General features: G+C 73.6%; 16 protein-coding genes. 9 read left to right on the plus strand and 7 right to left on the minus strand.

Translation table 11 applies throughout. The features are described 5' to 3' along the window. Positions 1-57 precede the first annotated feature (57 nt). The 6 genes from JOE63_RS09010 to JOE63_RS09035 all read right to left on the minus strand — a co-directional run bounded on the left by JOE63_RS09010 (position 58) and on the right by JOE63_RS09035 (position 5,999). Positions 58-978 (minus strand): AEC family transporter, encoded by a 921-nt coding sequence (locus JOE63_RS09010; RefSeq protein WP_204540800.1) that lies wholly within the window; start codon positions 976-978, stop codon positions 58-60. An 80-nt stretch (positions 979-1,058) separates the two neighbouring features. Further along, entirely contained in the window at positions 1,059-2,813 is a 1,755-nt protein-coding gene (locus tag JOE63_RS09015; protein ID WP_204540803.1) for a DUF885 domain-containing protein, read from the minus strand. Positions 2,814-2,823: 10 nt separating this feature from the next. Next, positions 2,824-3,606 (minus strand): hypothetical protein, encoded by a 783-nt coding sequence (locus tag JOE63_RS09020; RefSeq protein ID WP_204540806.1) that lies wholly within the window; start codon positions 3,604-3,606, stop codon positions 2,824-2,826. After that, positions 3,603-3,863 carry an acyl-CoA carboxylase epsilon subunit gene (locus JOE63_RS09025; protein ID WP_087471591.1) on the minus strand — a complete coding sequence of 87 codons (261 nt, stop codon included), beginning with the start codon at positions 3,861-3,863 and terminating at the stop codon, positions 3,603-3,605. Before JOE63_RS09025 ends, JOE63_RS09020 begins: the two co-directional genes overlap by 4 nt. After that, entirely contained in the window at positions 3,860-4,378 is a 519-nt protein-coding gene (locus JOE63_RS09030; RefSeq protein ID WP_087471592.1) for a hypothetical protein, read from the minus strand. The genes JOE63_RS09025 and JOE63_RS09030 overlap by 4 nt, the downstream gene beginning before the upstream one ends. A gap of 49 nt (positions 4,379-4,427) precedes the next feature. Further along, entirely contained in the window at positions 4,428-5,999 is a 1,572-nt protein-coding gene (locus JOE63_RS09035; RefSeq protein ID WP_087472867.1) for an acyl-CoA carboxylase subunit beta, read from the minus strand. A gap of 249 nt (positions 6,000-6,248) precedes the next feature. On the opposite strand from JOE63_RS09035, the gene JOE63_RS09040 reads away from it, so the two are divergent. Both JOE63_RS09040 and JOE63_RS09045 read left to right on the plus strand, forming a co-directional pair. Then, a complete protein-coding gene (locus tag JOE63_RS09040; RefSeq protein ID WP_087471593.1) occupies positions 6,249-7,163 on the plus strand; it encodes a biotin--[acetyl-CoA-carboxylase] ligase in 915 nt (304 codons plus the stop codon). 109 nt (positions 7,164-7,272) lie between these two features. Beyond that, entirely contained in the window at positions 7,273-8,361 is a 1,089-nt protein-coding gene (locus JOE63_RS09045) for an adenylate/guanylate cyclase domain-containing protein (RefSeq protein WP_374059014.1), read from the plus strand. A 24-nt stretch (positions 8,362-8,385) separates the two neighbouring features. Here the strand turns inward: JOE63_RS09045 and JOE63_RS09050 are convergent, their stop codons facing one another. Beyond that, the gene (locus JOE63_RS09050) at positions 8,386-9,153 is read right to left on the minus strand and encodes an SOS response-associated peptidase (RefSeq protein ID WP_087471594.1); all 768 of its coding nucleotides are present in this window, start codon (positions 9,151-9,153) and stop codon (positions 8,386-8,388) included. Between the two features lie 141 nt (positions 9,154-9,294). On the opposite strand from JOE63_RS09050, the gene JOE63_RS09055 reads away from it, so the two are divergent. The 7 genes from JOE63_RS09055 to JOE63_RS09085 all read left to right on the plus strand — a co-directional run bounded on the left by JOE63_RS09055 (position 9,295) and on the right by JOE63_RS09085 (position 19,963). Next, positions 9,295-10,530: a multidrug effflux MFS transporter gene (locus JOE63_RS09055; RefSeq protein WP_087472869.1), complete on the plus strand. Its 1,236-nt coding sequence runs from the start codon at positions 9,295-9,297 to the stop codon at positions 10,528-10,530. Between the two features lie 174 nt (positions 10,531-10,704). After that, positions 10,705-12,057, plus strand: a complete 1,353-nt coding sequence (locus JOE63_RS09060) for an LCP family protein (protein WP_244286100.1) — start codon at positions 10,705-10,707, stop codon at positions 12,055-12,057. A 207-nt stretch (positions 12,058-12,264) separates the two neighbouring features. Next, positions 12,265-12,480, plus strand: a complete 216-nt coding sequence (locus JOE63_RS09065) for a hypothetical protein (RefSeq protein WP_087471595.1) — start codon at positions 12,265-12,267, stop codon at positions 12,478-12,480. A gap of 402 nt (positions 12,481-12,882) precedes the next feature. Continuing rightward, positions 12,883-15,804 (plus strand): thiopeptide-type bacteriocin biosynthesis protein, encoded by a 2,922-nt coding sequence (locus JOE63_RS09070; RefSeq protein WP_204540808.1) that lies wholly within the window; start codon positions 12,883-12,885, stop codon positions 15,802-15,804. A gap of 223 nt (positions 15,805-16,027) precedes the next feature. Then, a complete protein-coding gene (locus tag JOE63_RS09075; RefSeq protein ID WP_157759609.1) occupies positions 16,028-17,083 on the plus strand; it encodes a glycosyl transferase in 1,056 nt (351 codons plus the stop codon). Further along, positions 17,080-18,861 (plus strand): ABC transporter ATP-binding protein, encoded by a 1,782-nt coding sequence (locus JOE63_RS09080; protein ID WP_307840013.1) that lies wholly within the window; start codon positions 17,080-17,082, stop codon positions 18,859-18,861. Before JOE63_RS09075 ends, JOE63_RS09080 begins: the two co-directional genes overlap by 4 nt. Then, positions 18,842-19,963, plus strand: coding sequence for a hypothetical protein (locus JOE63_RS09085; RefSeq protein WP_087471599.1), 1,122 nt, complete (start codon positions 18,842-18,844; stop codon positions 19,961-19,963). Before JOE63_RS09080 ends, JOE63_RS09085 begins: the two co-directional genes overlap by 20 nt. Positions 19,964-20,112 lie beyond the last annotated feature (149 nt).

Below are 20,112 nucleotides of genomic sequence, written 5' to 3' on the forward strand. Positions count from 1 at the left end.
CTACCTGTCGAGGACCGGCGCGACCGGGCCCGCCAGGAAGCGCGCGGCGCGGCGGCCCTACGCGACGAGGAGCGCCGCGACGAGCAGCACGACGGGCGAGCCGAGCGTCGTGACGAGGATCGTGTCGCGCGCGAGGATCTCGCCCCGCCCGAACCGCGCCGCGTAGTTGTAGACGTTCTGCGCCGTGGGCAGCGCGGCGAGCGTGACGGCCGACGCGACGGCCGCGTCGTCGAGGCCGAGCACGAACCGGGCGACGACGAACGCGACGACGGGCATGACGACCAGCTTCGCGACGCTCGCCACCCCGACGGCCGCGCGCGGCTCGCCGCGCCGCAGCGGCCTGGTGCCGTGCAGCGACATGCCGAACGCGAGCAGGATCATGGGGATGGCGGCCCCGCCGAGGATCTCGAGCGGCGCCATGACCGCCACGGGCGGGGTCCAGCCGGTCAACGAGACGACGGCGCCCGCGAAGGACCCGAGGATGATCGGGTTGCGCACGGGCTGCGCGAGGACGAACCGCCAGGACAGACGCCCGCTCGTCGTCGCGTCGAGGACGAGCAGCGCGACGGGTGCGAGGACGAGGAGCTGGAGCAGGATCACCGGCACGACGGCGGTCGCGTCGCCCAGCACGTACACGGCGACCGGCAGGCCGATGTTGTTCGCGTTCACGTACCCGGAGCCGACGGCGCCGATGGTCGCCTCGGGCGCGGGGAGCCGGAGCCACAGCCGGTCGACGAGCACGAACACGCACGCCGTCAGGACGGCCGCCGCCGCCGCGACCGCGAGCGGCGCCTGGACGAGCGCGGCGACGTCGGCCCGCGCGAGCACGGTGAACAGCAGCGCGGGGCTCGCGACGAAGAACCCGATGCGGTTGAGCGCCGTCCTGGCGTCGGGGCCGCCGATGCCGAGGCGCGCGGTGACGTAGCCGGCTGCGACGACCACGGCGATGATGGCGAAACCGGTGAGGACGGCGCCCACGGGTCAGGTCCCCGGGGTGGGACCGACGCCGGTCGGCCCGGGCCGGCGCGAGGCCGACCCGGGCCGTGCCGACGACCGGGTCACGACGAGAGCGCGTCGCGCAGCACGTCCAGGCCGACCGAGCCGAGGTTCAGCGCGCGCGCGTGGAACGCCTTGGCGTCGAACGACTCGCCGCGCGCCGTGGCCGCGGCGCGCGCGTCGTCGCGCGTGGCCTCCCACAGGCGCTGCCCGACCTTGTACGACGGTGCCTGGCCCGGCCACCCGAGGTAGCGGTCGAGCTCGAAGCGCACGAACGAGTCGGGCATGTTGACGTTGGCGCGGAGGAACGTGAGCGCCTTGTCGGCATCCCATCGGGGGTCCGCAGCGCCGCCGCGCCATTCCTCGGGGGCCGGCAGGCCGAGGTGCACGCCGATGTCGAGCACGACGCGCGCCGCGCGCATGCGCTGCGCGTCGAGCATGCCGAGGCGGTCGCCGTCGTCGTCGAGGAACCCGAGGTCCGCCATGAGGCGCTCCGCGTACAGCGCCCAGCCCTCGCCGTGGCCCGAGACCCAGCACGCGAGCCGGCGCCACGTGTTGAGCGTCGCGCGCGCGTACACGGCCTGGCCGCACTGCAGGTGGTGGCCCGGGACGCCCTCGTGGTAGACCGTCGTCTTCTCGCGCCACGTGTTGAACTCCGTGACGTCCGACGGCACCGACCACCACATGCGGCCAGGACGGGAGAAGTCGTCGCTCGGCGGCGTGTAGTAGATCCCGCCCGTCTGGGTCGGCGCGATCATGCACTCGAGGTCGAGCACCGGCGTCGGGACGTCGAAGTGGACGCCGTTCAGCGCGGTGATCGCGGCGTCCGACGTCTCCTGCATCCACGACTTCAGGGCGTCGGTCCCGTGCAGCGTGCGGGCCGGGTCGGCGTCGAGCGCGGCGACGGCGTCCTCGACGCTCGCGCCCGGACCGGCGATGCGGCGCGCGATCTCCTCCTGCTCGGCGACGACGCGCGCGAGCTCCTCGAGCCCCCACGCGTACGTCTCGTCGAGGTCGACCTGCGCCCCGAGGAACGTGCGCGAGAAGAGCCCGTAGCGCTCGCGGCCCACGGCGTCCTGCTCCCGGGCCTGCGGGGCGAGCGTCGTCTCGAGGAAGTCCGCGAGGCGGCCGTAGGCCTCGCGCGCAGCGGCGGCGCCGTGCTCGAGCTCCTTGCGCACGAGCGAGCACGCCGAGGAGTCGTCGAGCACGGCGTTGGCCTCGGGACCGGCGACGAACGTCGTGAAGAACGAGCCCTTCGCGTCCGCGAGCTCGCGCGACTGCTGCACACCGATCCGCACCTGGCGGATCGCGGCGACGTTGCCGCGCGAGGCCGCCTCCGTGAGCGACGCCATGTACCCGTCGATCGCGGTGGGCAGGGAGTTGAGGCGCGAGGCGATGTTCTCCCACGCCTCGACCGTGCCGGTGGGCATGATGTCGAAGACGTCGCGCAGCTCCTGCACCGGCGACGCGATGTTGTTGAGGCTCGCGAGCGGCTCGCCCGCCTCGTGCAGCTCGAGCTGGAGGCCGACGCGCTCGCGCATCGCTGCCAGGGTGACGCGGTCGACGTCGTCGACCGGCTCCAGGCCCTCGAGCTCGCGCAGCACCGCGCGGTCGGCGTCGGCCCGCGCGTCGTGCCCGGCGGGCGAGAGGTCGGAGACGAGGTGGTCGTAGCCGGACAGGCCCATCGCGGTCGCGGCGATCGGGTCGAGCTCGGCGATCCGCGTGACGTAGGCCTCGGCGACGGCGTCGATCGGCGTGGGTGTGCGGTCGGGGGTCCCGGCGGATGCGCCGGCGGGTGTGGTGGTGGTGTCGCTCACCCGGTCGAGACTACTCGGCGCCCGGTCGCGGGTCTGCCGGATTCCCGGGCGTCTCGCCCCGGTCGTCCCCGGTCGGGTCCGTGGCCGTGTCCTCGGGGCGAGCCTCGTCGGCCCGAGCCCGCAGCGCGGCCCCGAGGTCGTCCGCCCAGGCGCGGTGGTAGCGCACCAGGACCACCCCCGTGGCGTCCGTGTCGTCCGCGGCGTGCCAGACGGCGACCGGGTCACCCGGGCGGGGACCGACCGCACCGTCGGGCACGACGACGCGCGCCGGGCGTGCGGTCCTCGCACCGGAGGCGGTGGTCACGACCAGCGTCGCCCGCAGGACCGCGGGCCGGGTCGCCCGGGCGCTCGCCGCCGTGTCGTCCGCGGCGCCCGTCGCCGTGCCCGTCGCCGAGTCCTCGGCACCGACGCCCGGGAGCAGGAGCGTCCCGGTCGCCCGGACCGGCGCCGCGAGCAGCGCGTCCCGCCCGCGCGCGAGGCCCGCCACGACGCGATCGTCCAGGTAGCGCACGAGCGCGAGCAGCGCAGTGACGAGCAGCCCGACGGTCCCCACGACCACGACGGCGTCCGGCACGGCCCAGCCGCGCCCGGTGGCGAGGCGCTGGTACACGAGCAGCGCGACGGTCGGCACGAACGCCACGGCCCAGCCCCACCGCCGCCAGCCCGGGACCGGCTCCACCGCCGGGAGGCCCGTGGGGCCCGCCTCGACCTCGTCCGCGGAGGCGGACAGCTCGACGAGCACGGCCTGCTCGGGCAGGCGGCGCACGCGCGGCGCCGCGCTCGGCGCGGTCACGACCGCAGGCTCCAGCGCCACGAGTCGGCGTTGTGCCGGCCGGCGCGGCCGCCGAAGCTCTTCGCGGTCGCGCCGTCCCCGGTCCCGCGCAGCCCGCGCGCCCGGTTGGTCCACTCGTCGACGGGCGCGACGTCGTCCGGCAGCCCGCCCGCGGCGGCGGCCGCGGCGAGACCGGCGACGAGCGCGGCGACCTCCAGCTCGTCCGGCGCCCCGCGCACGACGCGGACGCTCGGGGCGTCGGGGCGCGGCGAGCTCACTCGTCGTCCTCGTCGTGGTCGTGGTCGTCGTCCGCCCCGCGCCCCACGCCCCACTCGGGGACGGCGTAGCCCGCCTCGACGAGCCGCTCGCGCGCCTCGTGGCCCCACCGGTCCAGGAGCCCGACGACGTCGTCGAGGTCCGGCCCGCCGGGGTGCGTCATGACGACGTAGTCGAGGGTGAAGGTGTCGTCCTGCACGTCCGCCGGGGAGGCGTCCTCGTCGACCTCCTCGTCGGCGCCCGGGTCCCACACCGACGTCGTGAGGTCGGCGTGGATGCCGAGCGTGCCGTGCAGCTCGTCGAACAGCCGGGCGTTGAGCGCGCCGATACGGCCCTCGAGCGCGAGGACGCGCGGGTCCTCGTCCGCCTCGGACGCCCCGAACTCGGCCCGTACCCCGACGGCCGTCTCGACGTACTCGTGCAGCGCCGCCGTGAGCGCGTCGACCGCGGCGTGCAGCGGCGCCGGGTCCACCGACCCGAGCGGGACGGGTCCGTGCGTGGCGTCGTCGTGGCTCATTCCTGGTTCTCCCTCGCGAGGTTCGTCGGGTGCTCGTGCTCGCTCGTGGTCACAGCGGGATGTTGCCGTGCTTCTTGGGCGGCAGGGTCGCGCGCTTGGTGCGCAGCGCGCGCAGCGCGCGCACGACCTGCACGCGTGTCTCGGACGGACGGATGACCGCGTCCACGTACCCGCGCTCGGCGGCGTCCCACGGGTTGACGATCGCGTCCTCGTACTCGGCGACGAGCCGGGCGCGCTCCGCCTCGACGTCGTCGCCCGCGTCGGCCGCGCGCTTGAGCGCCGCCCGCTGGAGGATGTTCACCGCGCCGCCCGCGCCCATGACGGCGACCTGCGCCGTCGGCCACGCGAGGTTGACGTCGGCGCCGAGCTGCTTGGACCCCATGACGATGTACGCCCCGCCGTACGCCTTGCGCGTGATGACGGTGACGAGCGGGACCGTGGCCTCGGCGTAGGCGTAGATGAGCTTCGCGCCGCGCCGGATGATGCCCTGGTGCTCCTGGTCGACGCCCGGGAGGAAGCCGGGGACGTCCACGAGCGTGAGCACGGGGATGTTGAAGGCGTCGCACGTGCGCACGAACCGGGCGGCCTTCTCCGCGGCGTCGATGTCGAGCGTGCCCGCCATCGCGAGCGGCTGGTTCGCGACGACGCCGACCGACTGGCCCTCGACGTGCCCGAACCCGACGAGCACGTTCTTCGCGAACAGCGGCTGCACCTCGAGGAACGCGCCCTCGTCGAGCACGTGCTCGATCACGGTGCGCATGTCGTACGGCTGCGAGTCCGAGTCGGGCACGAGCGCGTCGAGCTCGAGGTCCTCCTCCGTGACGTCGAGCTCGACGTCGTCGGGCGGGAACGACGGCGCGTCCGAGAGGTTGTTCTGCGGCAGGTAGGACACGAGGTGGCGCACGTAGTCGATCGCGTCGTCCTCGTCCGCGCCGAGGTAGTGCGCGACGCCGGACTTCTCGTTGTGCGTCAGGCCGCCGCCGAGCTCCTCGAAGCCCACGTCCTCACCCGTCACCGCGCGGATCACGTCCGGTCCGGTGATGAACATGTTCGACGTCTTGTCGGCCATGACGATGAAGTCGGTCAGGGCGGGGGAGTACACCGCGCCACCGGCGCTCGGGCCGAGGATGAGAGAGATCTGCGGGATCACGCCCGACGACGCGACGTTGCGGCGGAAGATCTCCGCGAACTGCGTGAGCGCCGCGACGCCCTCCTGGATGCGGGCGCCGCCGCCGTCGGAGATGCCGATGAGCGGCACGCCCGTGCGCAGCGCGAGGTCCTGCACCTTGGTGATCTTCTGGCCGTGGACCTCGCCGAGGCTCCCGCCGAACACCGTGAAGTCCTGGGAGTACACGCACACCTGGCGGCCGTCGATCGTGCCGTGCCCGACGACGACGCCGTCCCCCGCCAGGCGCTTCTTCTCGAGCCCGAAGTTGTGCGAGCGGTGCTTCGCGAACGCGTCGAGCTCGACGAAGCTGCCCTCGTCGAGCAGCGCCTCGACGCGCTCGCGCGCCGTCTTCTTGCCGCGCGCGTGCTGCTTGGTCCGCGCCGCCTCCTCGGGCAGCTCGGTCGCCTCGGCGCGGCGACGGTCGAGGTCGGCGAGCTTGGCCGCGGTGCCCACGAGGTGGGGCGCGTCGGGCGATGTCGGGGGTGCCTCGGGCGTCGCGGGCGAGGTGGTCGCAGAGTCCGTCACGGACCCGAGCCTAGTTGGCGGGTGGCGCCAACTCGATGCGGGCGACGCCAGCACGCCGGGGGCGGGTCTTGGTGGGTGTCGACAAACCCGCCGCGGGCACCCGGGGGCGCGCCCACGGGTGCCCGCGCGCCCGCCCACCCTCGTGCCGGGTCGTCCCCGTGCGGGAGGATGGCGGGCATGGCGAGCGCGCGCGACGACGAGACCCGGCCCGACGGCGACGAGCGGCCCCCGCTGCGGGCGGAGTTCCTGCGGGAGCTGCTCGTGGCGCCCGCGGGGCCCCTCGCCCGGCTCGAGGTCGTGGCCGAGTCCGCCTCGACCAACGCCGAGCTCGCGCGCGCCGTCGCCGACGACCCGGGGGCGTGGCCCGCGCCCGCGCTCCTCGTCGCCGAGCACCAGCCCGGCGGGCGCGGCCGGCTGGGCCGCTCGTGGACGACGCCGCCGCGCGCCGCGCTCCTCGGCTCGCTCCTCCTGCGCCCCGATGTGCCGCGCGAGGCGCTGAGCTGGCTCCCGCTCCTCGCCGGGCTCGCGACCGCCCGCGCGCTGCGCGCGACCGCCGGGGTCGACGCCGTCGTCAAGTGGCCGAACGACGTCCTCGTGCCAGACCCGGGCGCCGCGCCGGGGTCGCTGGGCGTCGCGTCGCCGGGGGCCGGCGACCAGGCGTCGTTGCGCAAGGTCGCCGGCATCCTCGCGGAGGTGCTGCCCGACGGCGGCGTCGTCGTCGGCGTCGGGCTCAACGTCTCGCAGGAGCGCGACGAGCTGCCCGTCCCGACGGCCACGTCGCTCGCCCTCGCGGGCGCCGCGACGACCGATCGCGAGGTCGTGCTCGTCGCCCTCCACGAGGCGTTCGGCGAGGTCCTCGTGCGCTGGCAGGACGCCGGGGGCGACGCGCGCGCGGCCGGGCTCGACACGGACTGCGCGCAGGTCAGCGCCACGCTCGGCACGCGCGTGCGCGTCGAGCGCGTCGCGGGCGGCGACGTCGTCGGGCTCGCGACCGGGCTCGCGCCCGACGGCGGCCTCGTGGTGCGCGAGGACGACGGGACGACGAGCGTCCACCACAGCGGCGACGTCCACCACCTGCGCCCGCACGGCTGACGTCCTGCGTCCGAGATCGGCAGTCCGGGACGCGGTCGGCGGTCACGACCGCCGATCTCGCGCGCGTCCGCCGATCTCGCCGACCTGGGCCGAGGAATAGGATCGCCGGGTGCCCGTGGACCCTGAGCAGAACGAGCCCGTCCCCACCACCCTGACCCCGAACGGCGGGGAGGGCGGCGAGCCGGCCCCGGACACCGAGGCGACCGAGGCGGTGCTCGACGAGGCGCTGCTCGGCGGCCCTCGCACCCTCACCGTCGAGCGGCTCGCCGAGCGCGCCGGCGTCGGCGAGGACCGGGTGCGCGCCTACTGGCAGGCGCTGGGCCTGCCCCTCACCGAGGGCGAGGAGCACGCGTTCACCGAGAAGGACGCGCAGGCGCTCGCGGACGTGTTCGCGTTCGCCGCGACCGAGCGTCTCGACGAGCGCGCCCTGACGACCCTGATCCGGTCCACCGGGCACACCACCGAGCGGCTCGTGCTCTGGCAGGTGGAGGCGCTCGTCGAGCACATGACGCGCCGGTTCGACCTCGACGACACGAGCGCGCGCCTCCTCGTCCTCGACCGGCTGCCCGAGCTCGCGCCGGTCCTCGAGGAGCAGCTCCTGCACGCGTGGCGCCGCCAGCTCGCCGCGGTCGCCGGACGGTTCGCGGTCGAGTTCTCCGACGCGCGGGCCACGGCGGTCGACGAGCACGAGCTCCCGCTGCCGCGGGCCGTCGGGTTCGCGGACATCGTCTCCTTCACGCAGCGCACGCGCGGGCTCGGGTCGAGCGAGCTCGCCGAGTTCGTCCAGCTCTTCGAGACGAGCGCGCGCGACGTCATCACCGCCGCGGGCGGGCGGGTCGTCAAGACGATCGGCGACGCGGTGCTCTACGTCGCCGACGACGTCGCCACCGGTGCCCGCGTCGCGCTCGGCCTCGCAGAGGCCGGCGGGCGCGAGGAGGACGTCGACGTCCCGCCCGTGCGCGTGAGCCTCGTGTGGGGCCGGGTGCTCTCGCGGTTCGGCGACGTGTTCGGGCCGAGCGTCAACCTCGCCGCCCGCCTCGTGGACATCGCCGAGCCGACGACGGTCCTCGTCGACCGGGAGACCGCGGGCCTGCTCGCGGGCGACCAGCGCTTCGCGCTCACGGCACAGCCCGAGACCGAGGTGCAGGGGCTCGGCACGATCGAGCCCGTGCGACTCCAGTGGGCCTACCGGGGCTGACGGCCTGCCGGCCGTGCGACCGGGTCAGACGGCCTCGAGCAGGCCGGGACCGTCGTTCGTCACGGAGTTGACCAGGGTCGAGATCTCGCGCGCGACCATCGGGACGTCGTCGTGCGGGCCGCCGAGCCCCAACAGGTCGGCCGCGCCGCGGGCGTCGACCGCCGGGTCGAGCCACGCGTCCCACGCGTCGGAGGGCAGGGCGAGCGGCATGCGGTCGTGGATCTCGGCGAGGTAGGGCGCCGCGTCCGTCGTGATGATCGTCGTCGAGACGAGCCAGCGGTCGGGGTCGTCGTCGGCCTTGGACCGGTCGCGCCAGAACTCGTAGAGCCCGGCGAACGCGGCGCTCTCGCCGTCGCCCGGCGCGATCCAGTACGGCTGCTTGGGGGCCTTGCCCTTGCGCGCGGGCGCACCCGCGGACCCTGCCGGCGACGCGGCGTCGGGCAGGACGCGCCACTCGTAGTACCCGTCCGCGGGGACGAGGCAGCGGCGGACGCCGAACGGCTTGGCGAACGCCGGCTTGTCGAGGATCGACTCCGCGCGCGCGTTGATCATGCGCGCGCCGCCCTTCGGGTCCTTGGACCACGACGGCACGAGTCCCCAGCGTGCCAGGCGCAGCGACCGGCGGACCTCGCCCGTGTCCTTCGCCGCGCGCTCGACGACGATCCGCACCGGGTCGGTGGGCGCGAGGTTCCACGACGGCGGCAGCAGCCGCGCGTCGTCGGCGACGTCCGCGATCGCGAACTCGTCCGCCAGGTCCTGCGCGTCCCGGAAGGAGGCATAGCGTCCGCACATGCCCCCAGCCTGCCGCACGCCACCCACACGCGGGGAGCTGGAGGGGTGGGGTCCGCGGTGCCGTGGGCGGGCTGCGGCAGGAGAGGAGACTCACTCCCGCGCGGGCGGGTGCGACTCGATCGAATCGATACGATGGACGCCATGCCCTCTTCCTCGGTCGACCCCGCCGTGCCCCGACCGAGATCGAACGCCCGCTGGGTGCTGCTCCTCGGCGCGCTCGCCACGCTCCCCGCGCTCACGGTCGACATGTACCTCCCGCTGCTGCCCGAGGTGGGCGCCGAGCTCGGCGCTCCCGACTCGCTCGCGCAGCTCACGCTGTCCGGGATGCTGCTCGGCGGCGCGGTCGGCCAGCTCGTCATCGGCCCGCTGTCGGACCGCTACGGCCGGCGCCTGCCCGTCCTCGTCGGGCTCTCGCTGCACGTCGTCACGTCGCTCCTCTGCGCGCTCGCGCCCAACATCGGCATCCTCATCGGGCTGCGGGTGCTGCAGGGGTTCTTCAACGCATCCGCCTCCGTCGTCGCGATCGCCGCGATCCGCGACCGCTTCACCGGGTCGGACGCCGCCCGCATCCTGTCGCGCCTCATGCTCGTCATCGGGCTCGCCCCGCTCCTGGCGCCGTCGATCGGGTCGTTCATCGGGGCCCACGCCTCGTGGCGCGCGGTGTTCTGGGTCCTGGCGCTCGGCGGCATCGCGCTCGGCGCGATCGTGCTGTTCTGGATGCCGGAGTCCCTGCCCGTCGAGCGCCGGCGCCCCGCCGGTGCGCGCACCGTCCTGCGCGGCTACGCGAGCCTCCTGCGCGACCGCCACTTCGTCGCCCTCGCCGTCCTGCCCGGCCTCGGGCAGGCCGTCCTCATGAGCTACGTCGTCGGGTCGCCGTTCGTCCTCCAGGAGGGCTACGGCCTCAGCCACGGGCAGTTCGCGCTCCTCTTCGCCGTCAACGGCATCGGCCTCGTCCTGTCCGCGCAGGCCAACGCCGCGCTCGTGCGCCGCGTCGCGCCCGTGCGCCTGCTCCGGACCGCGCTCGTCGTGCAGGGCGTGTTCGCCGTCGGGCTGCTGGTCGTCGCCGTGACCGGCGCGGGCGGGATCGTCGGCATCGTCGCCGCCCTGTTCCTCGTCCTGTCGATGCAGGGCATGATCCCGGCGAACGCCTCCGCGCTCGCCCTCACCCGGCACGGCGAGATCGCGGGCACCGCCGCAGCAGTCATCGGGGCGTTCCAGTCCGGCGTCGCCGGGCTCGTGAGCCCGCTCGTCGGCGTGCTCGGGGGCGACGCCGTCGCGATGGCCACCGTCATGCTCGGTGCGGTCGTCGCGTCGCTGCTGGTGCTCGCCCTCGCCACGCCCGCGTTCCGTCGCGGCGGCTGGCACACGCCGGTCTGACGGGCCACGGCGACGGCGCGGCACGCGCTCGTCGACGACTCGTCGGCCGCCGGACGACCCCTCCCGTCGCCGGGCGTGCGCTGCGAGCCTCCGAGGCGGGTCTTCGCCGCCCTTTCACACGTCCTCCTGCTGGTTCGGCGCACGCATCCACGCCGCACCCTCTACCCTCAGACCGTGCCAACGACCGCCCCCGCCTCGTCGTCCCCGCGCTCGCGGCCCCGCGCGACACCGACGACACACTCTCGCAAGAGTGGCGAGGACAAGCCCTCCGGCGGCCCGCACCACGCGCGTGCGCTGCGCTCGCACCGCGTCGCACGGGCCGTCGGGCTCGTCCTCACCGGGGCGCTCGTCTTCGTCGCGGTAGGCGCGGGCGCCGTCTATCTCGACCTCAAGTCGAAGATCACCGTGAGCGACGTGTCGGGCCTCGTCGTCGGCGGGCCGACGGTCGAGCCGCCGAAGGACCCCTCCGACCCGTTCGCCGGCAAGGCGCTCAACATCCTCGTCATGGGCACGGACTACCGCGACGCCGAGAACGCCGCGATCGCCGGCGAGGAGGACGGCATGCGGTCGGACACGACGTTCATCGTCCACGTGTCCGGGGACCGCACGCGCATGGAGGTCGTCTCCATCCCGCGCGACTCGCTCGTCGACCTGCCTGCGTGCAACCTCCCCGACGGGTCGATGTCGGGCCCGCGGCGCAACACGATGTTCAACGAGGCGTTCCAGATCGGCTCGGGCGGCGTCGACGACATGACGTACGCCGCCGCATGCACGATCACCGCGGTGCAGGAGCTCACCGGCGTCCCGATCACCAACCACGTCGTCGTCAAGATGACCGGGGTCATCGGCGTGGTCGACGCGATCAACGGCGTCACCATGTGCTTTCCGGAGCCCGTCAAGGAGAGCCCGCGGTACGGCACCCTCGACCTGCCCGCAGGGGAGTACACGCTCAACGGGCACGAGGCGATCAGCTTCCTCCGGGCACGCCACGGCACCGGCATGGGCCTCGAGATGGGGTCCGACCTCACGCGCATCGCGCGCCAGCAGGCGTTCATCGACTCCGCCGTGCGCGAGCTGCTCTCCCAGAACGTCATCACCAACTCGCCCCAGCTCTACGGGGTCATCGAGGCCGTCCTCAGCTCGATCAGCGCGGACCCCACGATCGCGGACCCGACGGCGCTCGCGGGCCTCGCGTTCAGCCTCCGGGCCATCCAGCCCTCCGAGGTCGTCTTCACCCAGGTCCCCGTCGTCGAGGCGGCGAGCGACCGCAACCGCGTCGAGTGGACCTCGGAGGCGGACGCGATCTGGCAGCGCCTCGTCGACGACGCACCCCCTCCGGGCCACGAGCCCGTCACCGACCCCCGCGACGACGCGACGGCGCCCGCGGACGGCACGACCGACCCGGCGACCGGGACGGACCCCGGCACGACCGACCCGGGAGCGGGTACGACCGACCCTGGGACCACCGACCCGGGCATGACCCCCGAGACCCCGGTCCAGGAGCTGCAGCCCGGCGTCTGCGGCTGAGCCGGCCCGTGGCCGTGCCGACCACCGTTCGGAGACTCGGGCGGTCGTCGCGTGCTCGGTATTTCGTGGCGCCCGTGTTTCAGGGGAGACGCCGATGCGTCGTGGTGCGATGAATTCTCTGGGCAGGGTTGACCAGTAATCAGAGTGCCGTTAACCTCTGTTCCGCAGGGCCGCTTCCATAATCCCGGAGTGAGTCGAGGGCCTCGAATGCTCTCGGTCGTACGGCGCTGTCGTCATATTCGCACGCTCGAAGGTGAGATCTCCATGACTGTGACAATGCCTGAACTCGTCGGCGCTTCTGCGGAGACGTGGGACGACGCCATCGACGCTCTGCTCGATGGCGTGCTCGACTCGGAGCTCGAGATCACGTCGTGCGGCGGCGCCATCACGGTGAGCACCTGGAAGACCTGCCGAACCGTGTGATCCAGCAGTTCCCAGGATGCGGCCGTGCTGAGGGATCCTGGTGGGCGTGACCACGCCGGAGACGCGCGACCCGGCGAGCCGGCGTGCTGCAGGATCCCGTGCTGCGGGCCGTGGTGCGTGCGCGAGAGGTCGCGTCGCCCCGGGGTCAGGAATCATTGCAGCCCGAACGCAGGGTATTCGTGGTCGAGTAGAGCTCTCGGGGTCCCGTCGGTAGAGCCGACCGGTGTGTTTCGGCCTGTGGAAGCGGAGTCGCTCATCGCGGGCGCTCACTTCCACGGGTCGGACCACACATTCCTGAAATCCCCTCCGGTTATTGTTTCGTCCGCGAGGTGAACACAGGGTTTACGGATCCGGTGAAGATCGCCGCCATGAGCGAGATGAGGGTTGTTGGCCTTGTGCGACATGCGGACGGACAGGTCGTACGAGAACCTTCAAGCACCGTCTCCCACCGTCGCGGTGCGGTGCGCGACGCTTCCGGTCACCCGCTACCCGGTCGGGTCGGAGAACCTGTCCCCCCTCGAGCACCTCCGGCTCCTGTGGAGCTCGAGTCCCCTGCGGGAGTCCGTCGCCGTGTCGAGCCCGGACCTCGCGACGCGCATCGAGGACGTCCTCTCCGGTCGCAGTGAGCCGAGCGAGCGTCGACTCGAGCGGCTCCGGGCGGGGCTGCTCCGGTTCGCGTTGCGCGCCGTGACGCGGGCGACCCCCTTCGGGACCTTTGCCGGCGTGGCCGACACGGACCGCAGTGCTGGACCGCTGCGGCTCGGGAGCGGCCATCGTCGCCACGTGCGGGTCGACCCGGCCGTGGCGCATGACCTGGCTCAGGGCGAGGACGTGCCGCTCGTGCCGCACCCGGGGCTGGTGGTCCGGGGAGACCGCCTCGTCGTGCCTGTGCGGTGGGGGCGGCGGTCGGGACGGGCCACGGCGTCGTCGGTCCGGACCAGCGCGCTGGTCACGCAGGTGATGGAGCTGTGCCGGGACGGTCTGACCCGGTCCGAGCTGGTCGCGCGAGTCGTCGAGAGCGGCGTGCCGGAAGCGGCCGCGGGCCGGCTCGTGGCACGCCTGGTGGACTTCGAGGTGCTCGTGCCCTCGGCCGGCCGTTCGATGTTCGAGGGACTGCGCCAGCCCGGTGTCCCCGACGACGTCGTGCGAGCGCTGGAGGGGTACGCGACCGCCCCCTGGGGCGACGGTGCCGCCGAGCTCGCCGAGGCCCAGGCGGCGCTCCGCGCGGCGCACGGTGCTGCAGGGACGTCGACGGGTTCGCCTCATCGTGGCGCGTTCGTGCACGTCGACACCTACCTCGACGTGCGGGGAGCCGTGCCGGAGGACCTCGTGAAGGCCGCTGCGGCCGTGGCCCCCGTGCTCGCGCGAGTCTCTCCCGTCCCGGCTCCTCGCCCGGGGGTCGTACGTTGGGCAGAGAGGTTCCGCGAGCGGTACGGGTCGGCACTGGTGCCGGTCCTCCGTGCCGCCGATCCTGAGCGAGGACTCGGCCTCCCGGAGAAGTGGGACGAACCAGATCCCAGCGACGAGGCTGACCCCGAACGCAGGCGGCTCCTGTCGGTGCGGGCGTCGCTGCTCGACCGGGCACGACGCACGGGAACCGGGAGCGTCACCCTGCTCGACGAGGATCTCCGGTCGTTGCCGCACAACGGTGGCTGGCCGTCGTCGTACGACCTCTTCGTCGGGCTCTCGCAGCGCGACGGACGAACGGTCCTGACGGTCACGCCGGTCGGCGCGCGTTCGCCCGGGGGTCGGGGCATCGGAAGGTTCACCCTGGGGAACGCCGATCTCGCGGAACGTGCGCGCACGTGGGCCGGATACGACAGGGCGGTCCACGCGGAGGCCGTCGTGGCCGAGCTCGACTGTGGCACCGACGACGGCGCCCTCAACGTCGTCGGCATGACGGTCGCGCTCCACGCCGCGACGCTCGCGCTGACGGGTTCCGCCGGCTCCCGTGAGGACGACCGGAGGATCCGCCTGGACGAGCTGTTCCTCGGGACCGTGGACGAAGGATCGCTCGGGCTCTTCCTGGGTGACGGAACACCCGTGGAGCTTCGACAGCTGACGATGCTCAACACCGACCAGTATGCAGAGATCGTGCGGTTGCTCCTCGAAGTCGGGCAGAGCGGCGGGGTCGCGCCGCGCTGGTCCTGGGGTCCGGTCGGAGGGCTCGTGGACTACGTCCCGGAGGTGGTCTACCGGGGCGTGGTCCTCTCGGAGCAGGCGTGGCGCTGGACGGGCGGCAGGGGCTCGCGGGACGCGGTGAGCGGCTGGCTCCGCGAGGCAGGGTTGCCGCGCTACGTCACCGTCGGTGACGGTGACAACCGGTTGCACCTCGATACCGAGGACCCGGTGCACGTGGACCTGCTCGCCGGCGAGCTGGGTGAACGCCCGGCGTGGGTCCATGAGGCCCCGCCCCCCGAGCGACTGGGAACGATCCCGGGGCCCGACGGCGACCACGCGGCCGAGCTCGTCGTCACGCTCCCCACGCCGGACGAGCACCGGGCGCGAGCGCGTCGCTGGTCGCCGCGCTCCGTCGTGCGCGAGGCGGACGACGAGGCGCGACGCCTCGACATCGGGAAGGGCTGGACCTATCTGACCTTGAAGGCGCGGCGAGACCGGTTCGACGGGCTGGTGAGGACGCTGGCGGCCGCTGCCGGCGCACGGCCGTGGTACTTCGTGCGATACGACGAGCAGGGGCACGGGCAGCTCCGGCTGCGAGTCAACGCGGATCTCGCCGCGCTCGGTGACCTCTTCGACGTGGTGGCGCGCCTCCGCGCCGACGGCACGGTCGGCGAGGTGGCGGTCCGGACGTTCGAGCTCGAGCTCGAACGCTACGGCGGCGCCGTGTCGTTTGGCATCTGGCAGGACGCGTTCTGCGTCGAGTCCCAGGCGCTCGTCGCCGGCGCTGCACTGCGCGTGCGGAGCAGCGACGACGAGCCCGACTACGCCTTCGCGGCGGGGCTGGTGGAGGCGTGGCTCTCGGTGGCGGCGCCCGACCCGGAGACGGCGGACCGGGTGCTGGAGCTGGTCGACGAAGGGTACGCCGCCGAGCTCGGCCCGGACGTCCACGTGCTGCGTGCGACGGCGCGCCAGCACGAGGCGCGCGCGTCGGACGCGGCCGCGGCGCTCGGGGAGGCGCTGCGCGAGCACTGGACGGCGCCCTCCGCCGTCGACGCGGTACGTGACGCCACAGTGGTGCAGTCCGCCCTGCACCTCTTCTGCAACCGTCTGGGGCTCGATCGTCGCGAGGAGTTCGTGGTGTTGCGCATCGCCGACAGGGCGCGCCGCAAGGAGCGAGCACGAGCCGGGTCACGCGCCGGCTAGCCCGGACCGTCCCGTCGGTCGTCCCTCGCCGGGGCGGCGGTGCGAGGAGTCAGGAGCACCACCAGCGGGAGGGCGAGGGCCACAGCCGACTGTCAGGAGCAGCCGGTCGCCGCCGCCCTCGCCCCATGGGTACCGCCGCCCGACACGTGGGGCGAGGGGTGAGAGAGGACGCCGTCAGGCGTCGTGGACCGAGGAGAGGGGAGTTCACGTGGAGGGCCTCAGCATGACGTTCCTCTCCCGCGGGCACGGCTTCGGTCATGCCGCGCGCGACGAGCGGATCATCGAGGAGCTGTACGCGCTCGAGCCGGGACTGCGGCTCACGCTGGCCAGCTCGGGCAGCGGGGCGACGTTCTTCGCCCAGCGCGGCCGGGACTTCGTCGACCTCGGGTTCCCGGACTCGGAGGACCACGGCACGGACGCGGTCTGGGCGGTGTGGCGGCTCCTGCACGAAGCGCGGGACACGGACGTCGTCGTCTCGGACGAGTTCTTCCACGCCGCTCCGTTCGCGCGGCGCGTCCTGGGCCGACCCGTCGTCGTGCTCACGGACTGGTTCGGTGCGGAGTTCGGGGCGCCGGACGCGGACGAGCCGCTGCGGGACGCGTCCGAGGTGATCGTGACCGACTTCCCCGAGGTGCACCCGGTTCTTCCGTACCTCGACGTGCCGGTCACGGTCTCCGGACCGATCGTGCGGCGGTTCGGCTCCACCGGCCGCGACCTGCCCGGACTGGGCGGTCGGCCCGGACTGCTGGGCGTGGTCAGCATGGGCGGTCGCCCCGACCGCCGGCGTGGTCTGGAGATGCTGCGCGCCGTGCTGCGGGCCTGGGGCCGGCGCCCGCGTGACGGGCGCCTGGTGATCCTCTGCGACCCGCCGGTCCGTGCGGTCGTCGAGGACCCGAGCGTCGTGTGGGTCGGCCGGGTGCATGACCCCGAGGCGTACTACGCGGCCGCGGACTTCGTCGTCTGCGACGGCACGGGCTTCACGGTCTGCGACCTCGCGCACAACGACGTGCCGTCCGTGGCGCTCCTGCCGGTGGGTCTCGACGGGAACGAGCGGACGCAGGTGTCCGCACGGCTGCGGGCCGTCAGCGCCCTCGGCCCGGTCGGGGTGGTCGACGCGCGTGAGCCGGAGCGGTTCTGGGGGGTGCTGGAAAGGGTCCTCGACCGCCCGCGCACGGCGGAGGCCGAACTGGCCGGTGCGGCGTGGGGTCAGGCGCGTGCGGTGGCCACCCGGATCCTGGCGCACGCGCGTCCGTCGGCGGTCGTCGGCGGTGTGCGGTGACAGCGGCGTTCGGCGCCGCCCGCGAGACCAGCGCGCGCGAGACGATCCGTAGGGTCGCCGGGTACTACCGCCCGTACCGGGTCGCGTTCATCGTCTCGATCCTGATCGTGCTCGCCGACGCGACGACGGCGGTCCTGTCGCCGCTCGTGGTGCGGGTGATGGTGGACGAGGGTCTGCTCGGCGAGGACCGGCGCGCGCTCATGCTGGGGTGCCTCGCGTTCGTCGTCATCGGGGCGCTCACGGCGGGGTTGTGGATCGCGCAGCACCGGCTGACCAATCGGGCGGGCCTTGCGGTGGTGCGTCGCATCCGCGGCGAGATCTTCGAACGGCTGCAGCGGCTGCCCGTCACGTTCTTCACCGGTGCCTCGGGTGCGGAGGTGCAGACCCGCGTGACCAGCGACCTGGGCAACGTGAGCGACACCATCGCGTTCACGGCTCAGCGCGCCGTGGGCGCGGGCTCGCTCGTGCTCGGCTACGGCGTCGCGATGTTCCTCCTCGACTGGCGTCTGGCGACCGGCATGGTCCTGGGGGTGCTGGTGCTGGCGTGGGTGAACCACCGTTCCGCCGAGCGTCAGCGCAGGCATGCGGACACGGTGCAGGCCGCGACGTCGGCGATGATGCACGAGGCGTTCGAGAGCCTGTCCTTCGGCGGAGTGGTCCTCGGTCGCACGCTCAAGGTGTGGGGGGAACAGCGCCGCAGGTTCGAGCTGGTGTCAGCGGTCGTGGCGGAGGAGGAGACACGGCAGCGCAACCGTCTGATCCGGATGCGGGCGTTGATGCAGTTCGCGTTCTCCCTCCTGATCCCGCTGATCTACTGGTACGGCGGCGTCGGCGGTTCCGGCTTTACCGTAGGTACCGCGATCAGCTTCGTCATCCTCGCGACGTCGCTGTCCTACCCGGTCGGGGAGATCCTCGGGCTGGGAACGGAAGGCAGGGTGGCGCTGGCGAGCTTCGACCGCGTGTGGCAGATCCTCGACCTCGAGCCCCTGGTCAGCCTTCCGGAAGCCCATGACCACCACGCCGGAGGACCTGTCGGGGTCGTCGCGCGCAGCGTGTCGTTCGTCCACGACGGCGCGAGCGCGGCGGCGCTCGTGGACGTCGACGTGGACATCGCCCCTGGCGAGCGCGTCTTCGTCGTCGGGGCGACCGGCAGCGGCAAGTCGACGCTCGGGCAGGTGCTCGCTGGACTGCTCGAACCGACCTCCGGCCGAGTCGAGTTCCGCGCCGGCCTGCGCGCGGTGGACGTCGCGACACTCGTGCCGCAGGAGCCCGTTCTCCTCAACGCGTCGATCCGCGTCAACCTCGCCGTCTCCCGCTCGTCCGTCACGGAGGAAGAGATGTGCGATGTGCTCGCGATGCTCTCGCTGACCCACCTGGTCGACCGCTCGTCGGAGGGCCTCGACGCGACGGTGGGTGAGGGTGGGAAGCAGCTGTCCGGTGGCGAACGTCAGCGCCTCGCGCTGGCACGGGCGTTTCTCGCCGAGGCGCCGGTCATCGTCCTGGACGAGGTCACCTCCGCGCTCGACTGGCGGACGACCAAGCAGGTGAGCGCCGCGCTGGACGCGTTGCACGGGTCGCGGACCCTGGTCCTGATCACCCACCGGCTCGCCGGCATCAGGAACGACGACGTCGTGCTCGTCATGGACGAGGGACGGGTGGCCGAACAGGGCACTCGGGCGGACCTGGTCCGCCGCGACGGCCACTTCGCCGCTCTGGTTCGGGCGAGCACCGTGAGCGGCGAGCGAACGGAGAACGAGCATGTCGACGCGCTCGCGTGAGTCGGACGACGGCGTCGACCTGGCGCTGGCCGTCATGGCCCACCCGACTCGGCTGGACCGCGCACACGCGCTCGCACGCCGGTTCGACACGCTGAACGCGTACGTCGTGGTCGACGACGCACCGCCCGGCCAGGGTTCCGCCGCCCGCACCGCCCAGCGGGTATGGGCTTCCCGGCCCGTCGACGCCTCACACCTGGTGGTGCTCCAGGACGACGCCGAGCCGTGCACAGGCCTTGCCGAGCGAGTCCGGGAGATCGCGACGACCTGTCGTGAACAGCCCGTCTGCCTCATGTCGGAATGGGCGTCCGCGTCCTCGAACCTCGTCCGCTTCGCAGCCTGGACCGGACAACGCTTCGTGGAGAATCCCGATGCCTGGGTGTCCCAGGTGGGGATCGTGCTTCCGGCCGTCGTCGCGGACGCCGCCGCCGTCGCCTCGCTCGACGTGCCGCAAGACGACGTCGTCCTGGCGCGGGTCGTGCGCGAGCTCGGCGTCACCCCGCTGATCGCCGTGCCCAACCTGGTCGAGCACGCCTCTCTCCCGAGCCTGGTCGGCAACACCTTCCAGGGCTCACGGCGGTCCGCCCTCTTCGGCCCGGCTCCGGCGTCGTTCGGCGATGCGGGTCCGGCCCGGTTCGACCGCGTACCGGTCATGTCACGCACGGCCGGAGTCCCCTTCTACCTGACTCGTGGCTCCGACGGAGGCCTGCGTCCCTGCACGATCCGCGAAGCGTTCGCAGAGCGACCCCGCATCCTGGCGCAGCTCGCCGAGACCGCACGCACTCAGGGCCGGACTCTCCACCGGACCCGCGATCTCCCAGTGACCACCGCTGCCCATGCCCTGTTGCTCGCGACGCTCAGCGGGTTCGAGGTCGGCCAGACGGCGGACCGCGACACCGGGACTTCCGGAGGGGGGATCCCGGGAGGGGCGAACGGCGAGGTGGCGCTGGAGACGCTCGCCGCCGGCGTCGTCGAGGGTCATCGGCCCACCGGTCCACGGGCGGCGCCCGACGAGCTCGTCGTCCCGGTACGGGACGCCTTTCTCGAGGGCCTCGACCTCGGTCGGGCGATCGGGCCCCCCGAGGGTGGCGCTCGAACGGGCTGAGTCGGCTCGGGCTGCTTCATGTCGGGTTCCCCGTGGTCGGAAGGTGTAGCCGGGATGCCGGACGCGCCGCGCAGAAGGCCCGCGCGACCCCGGCCGGGCGCCGACAGGGGCGGCGAGGCGCTCTCGGGGCAGGCAGGCCCGGTTCGCGC

The organism is Cellulosimicrobium cellulans (assembly GCF_016907755.1).
GTDB classification, from domain to species: Bacteria; Actinomycetota; Actinomycetes; order Actinomycetales; family Cellulomonadaceae; genus Cellulosimicrobium; species Cellulosimicrobium cellulans_D.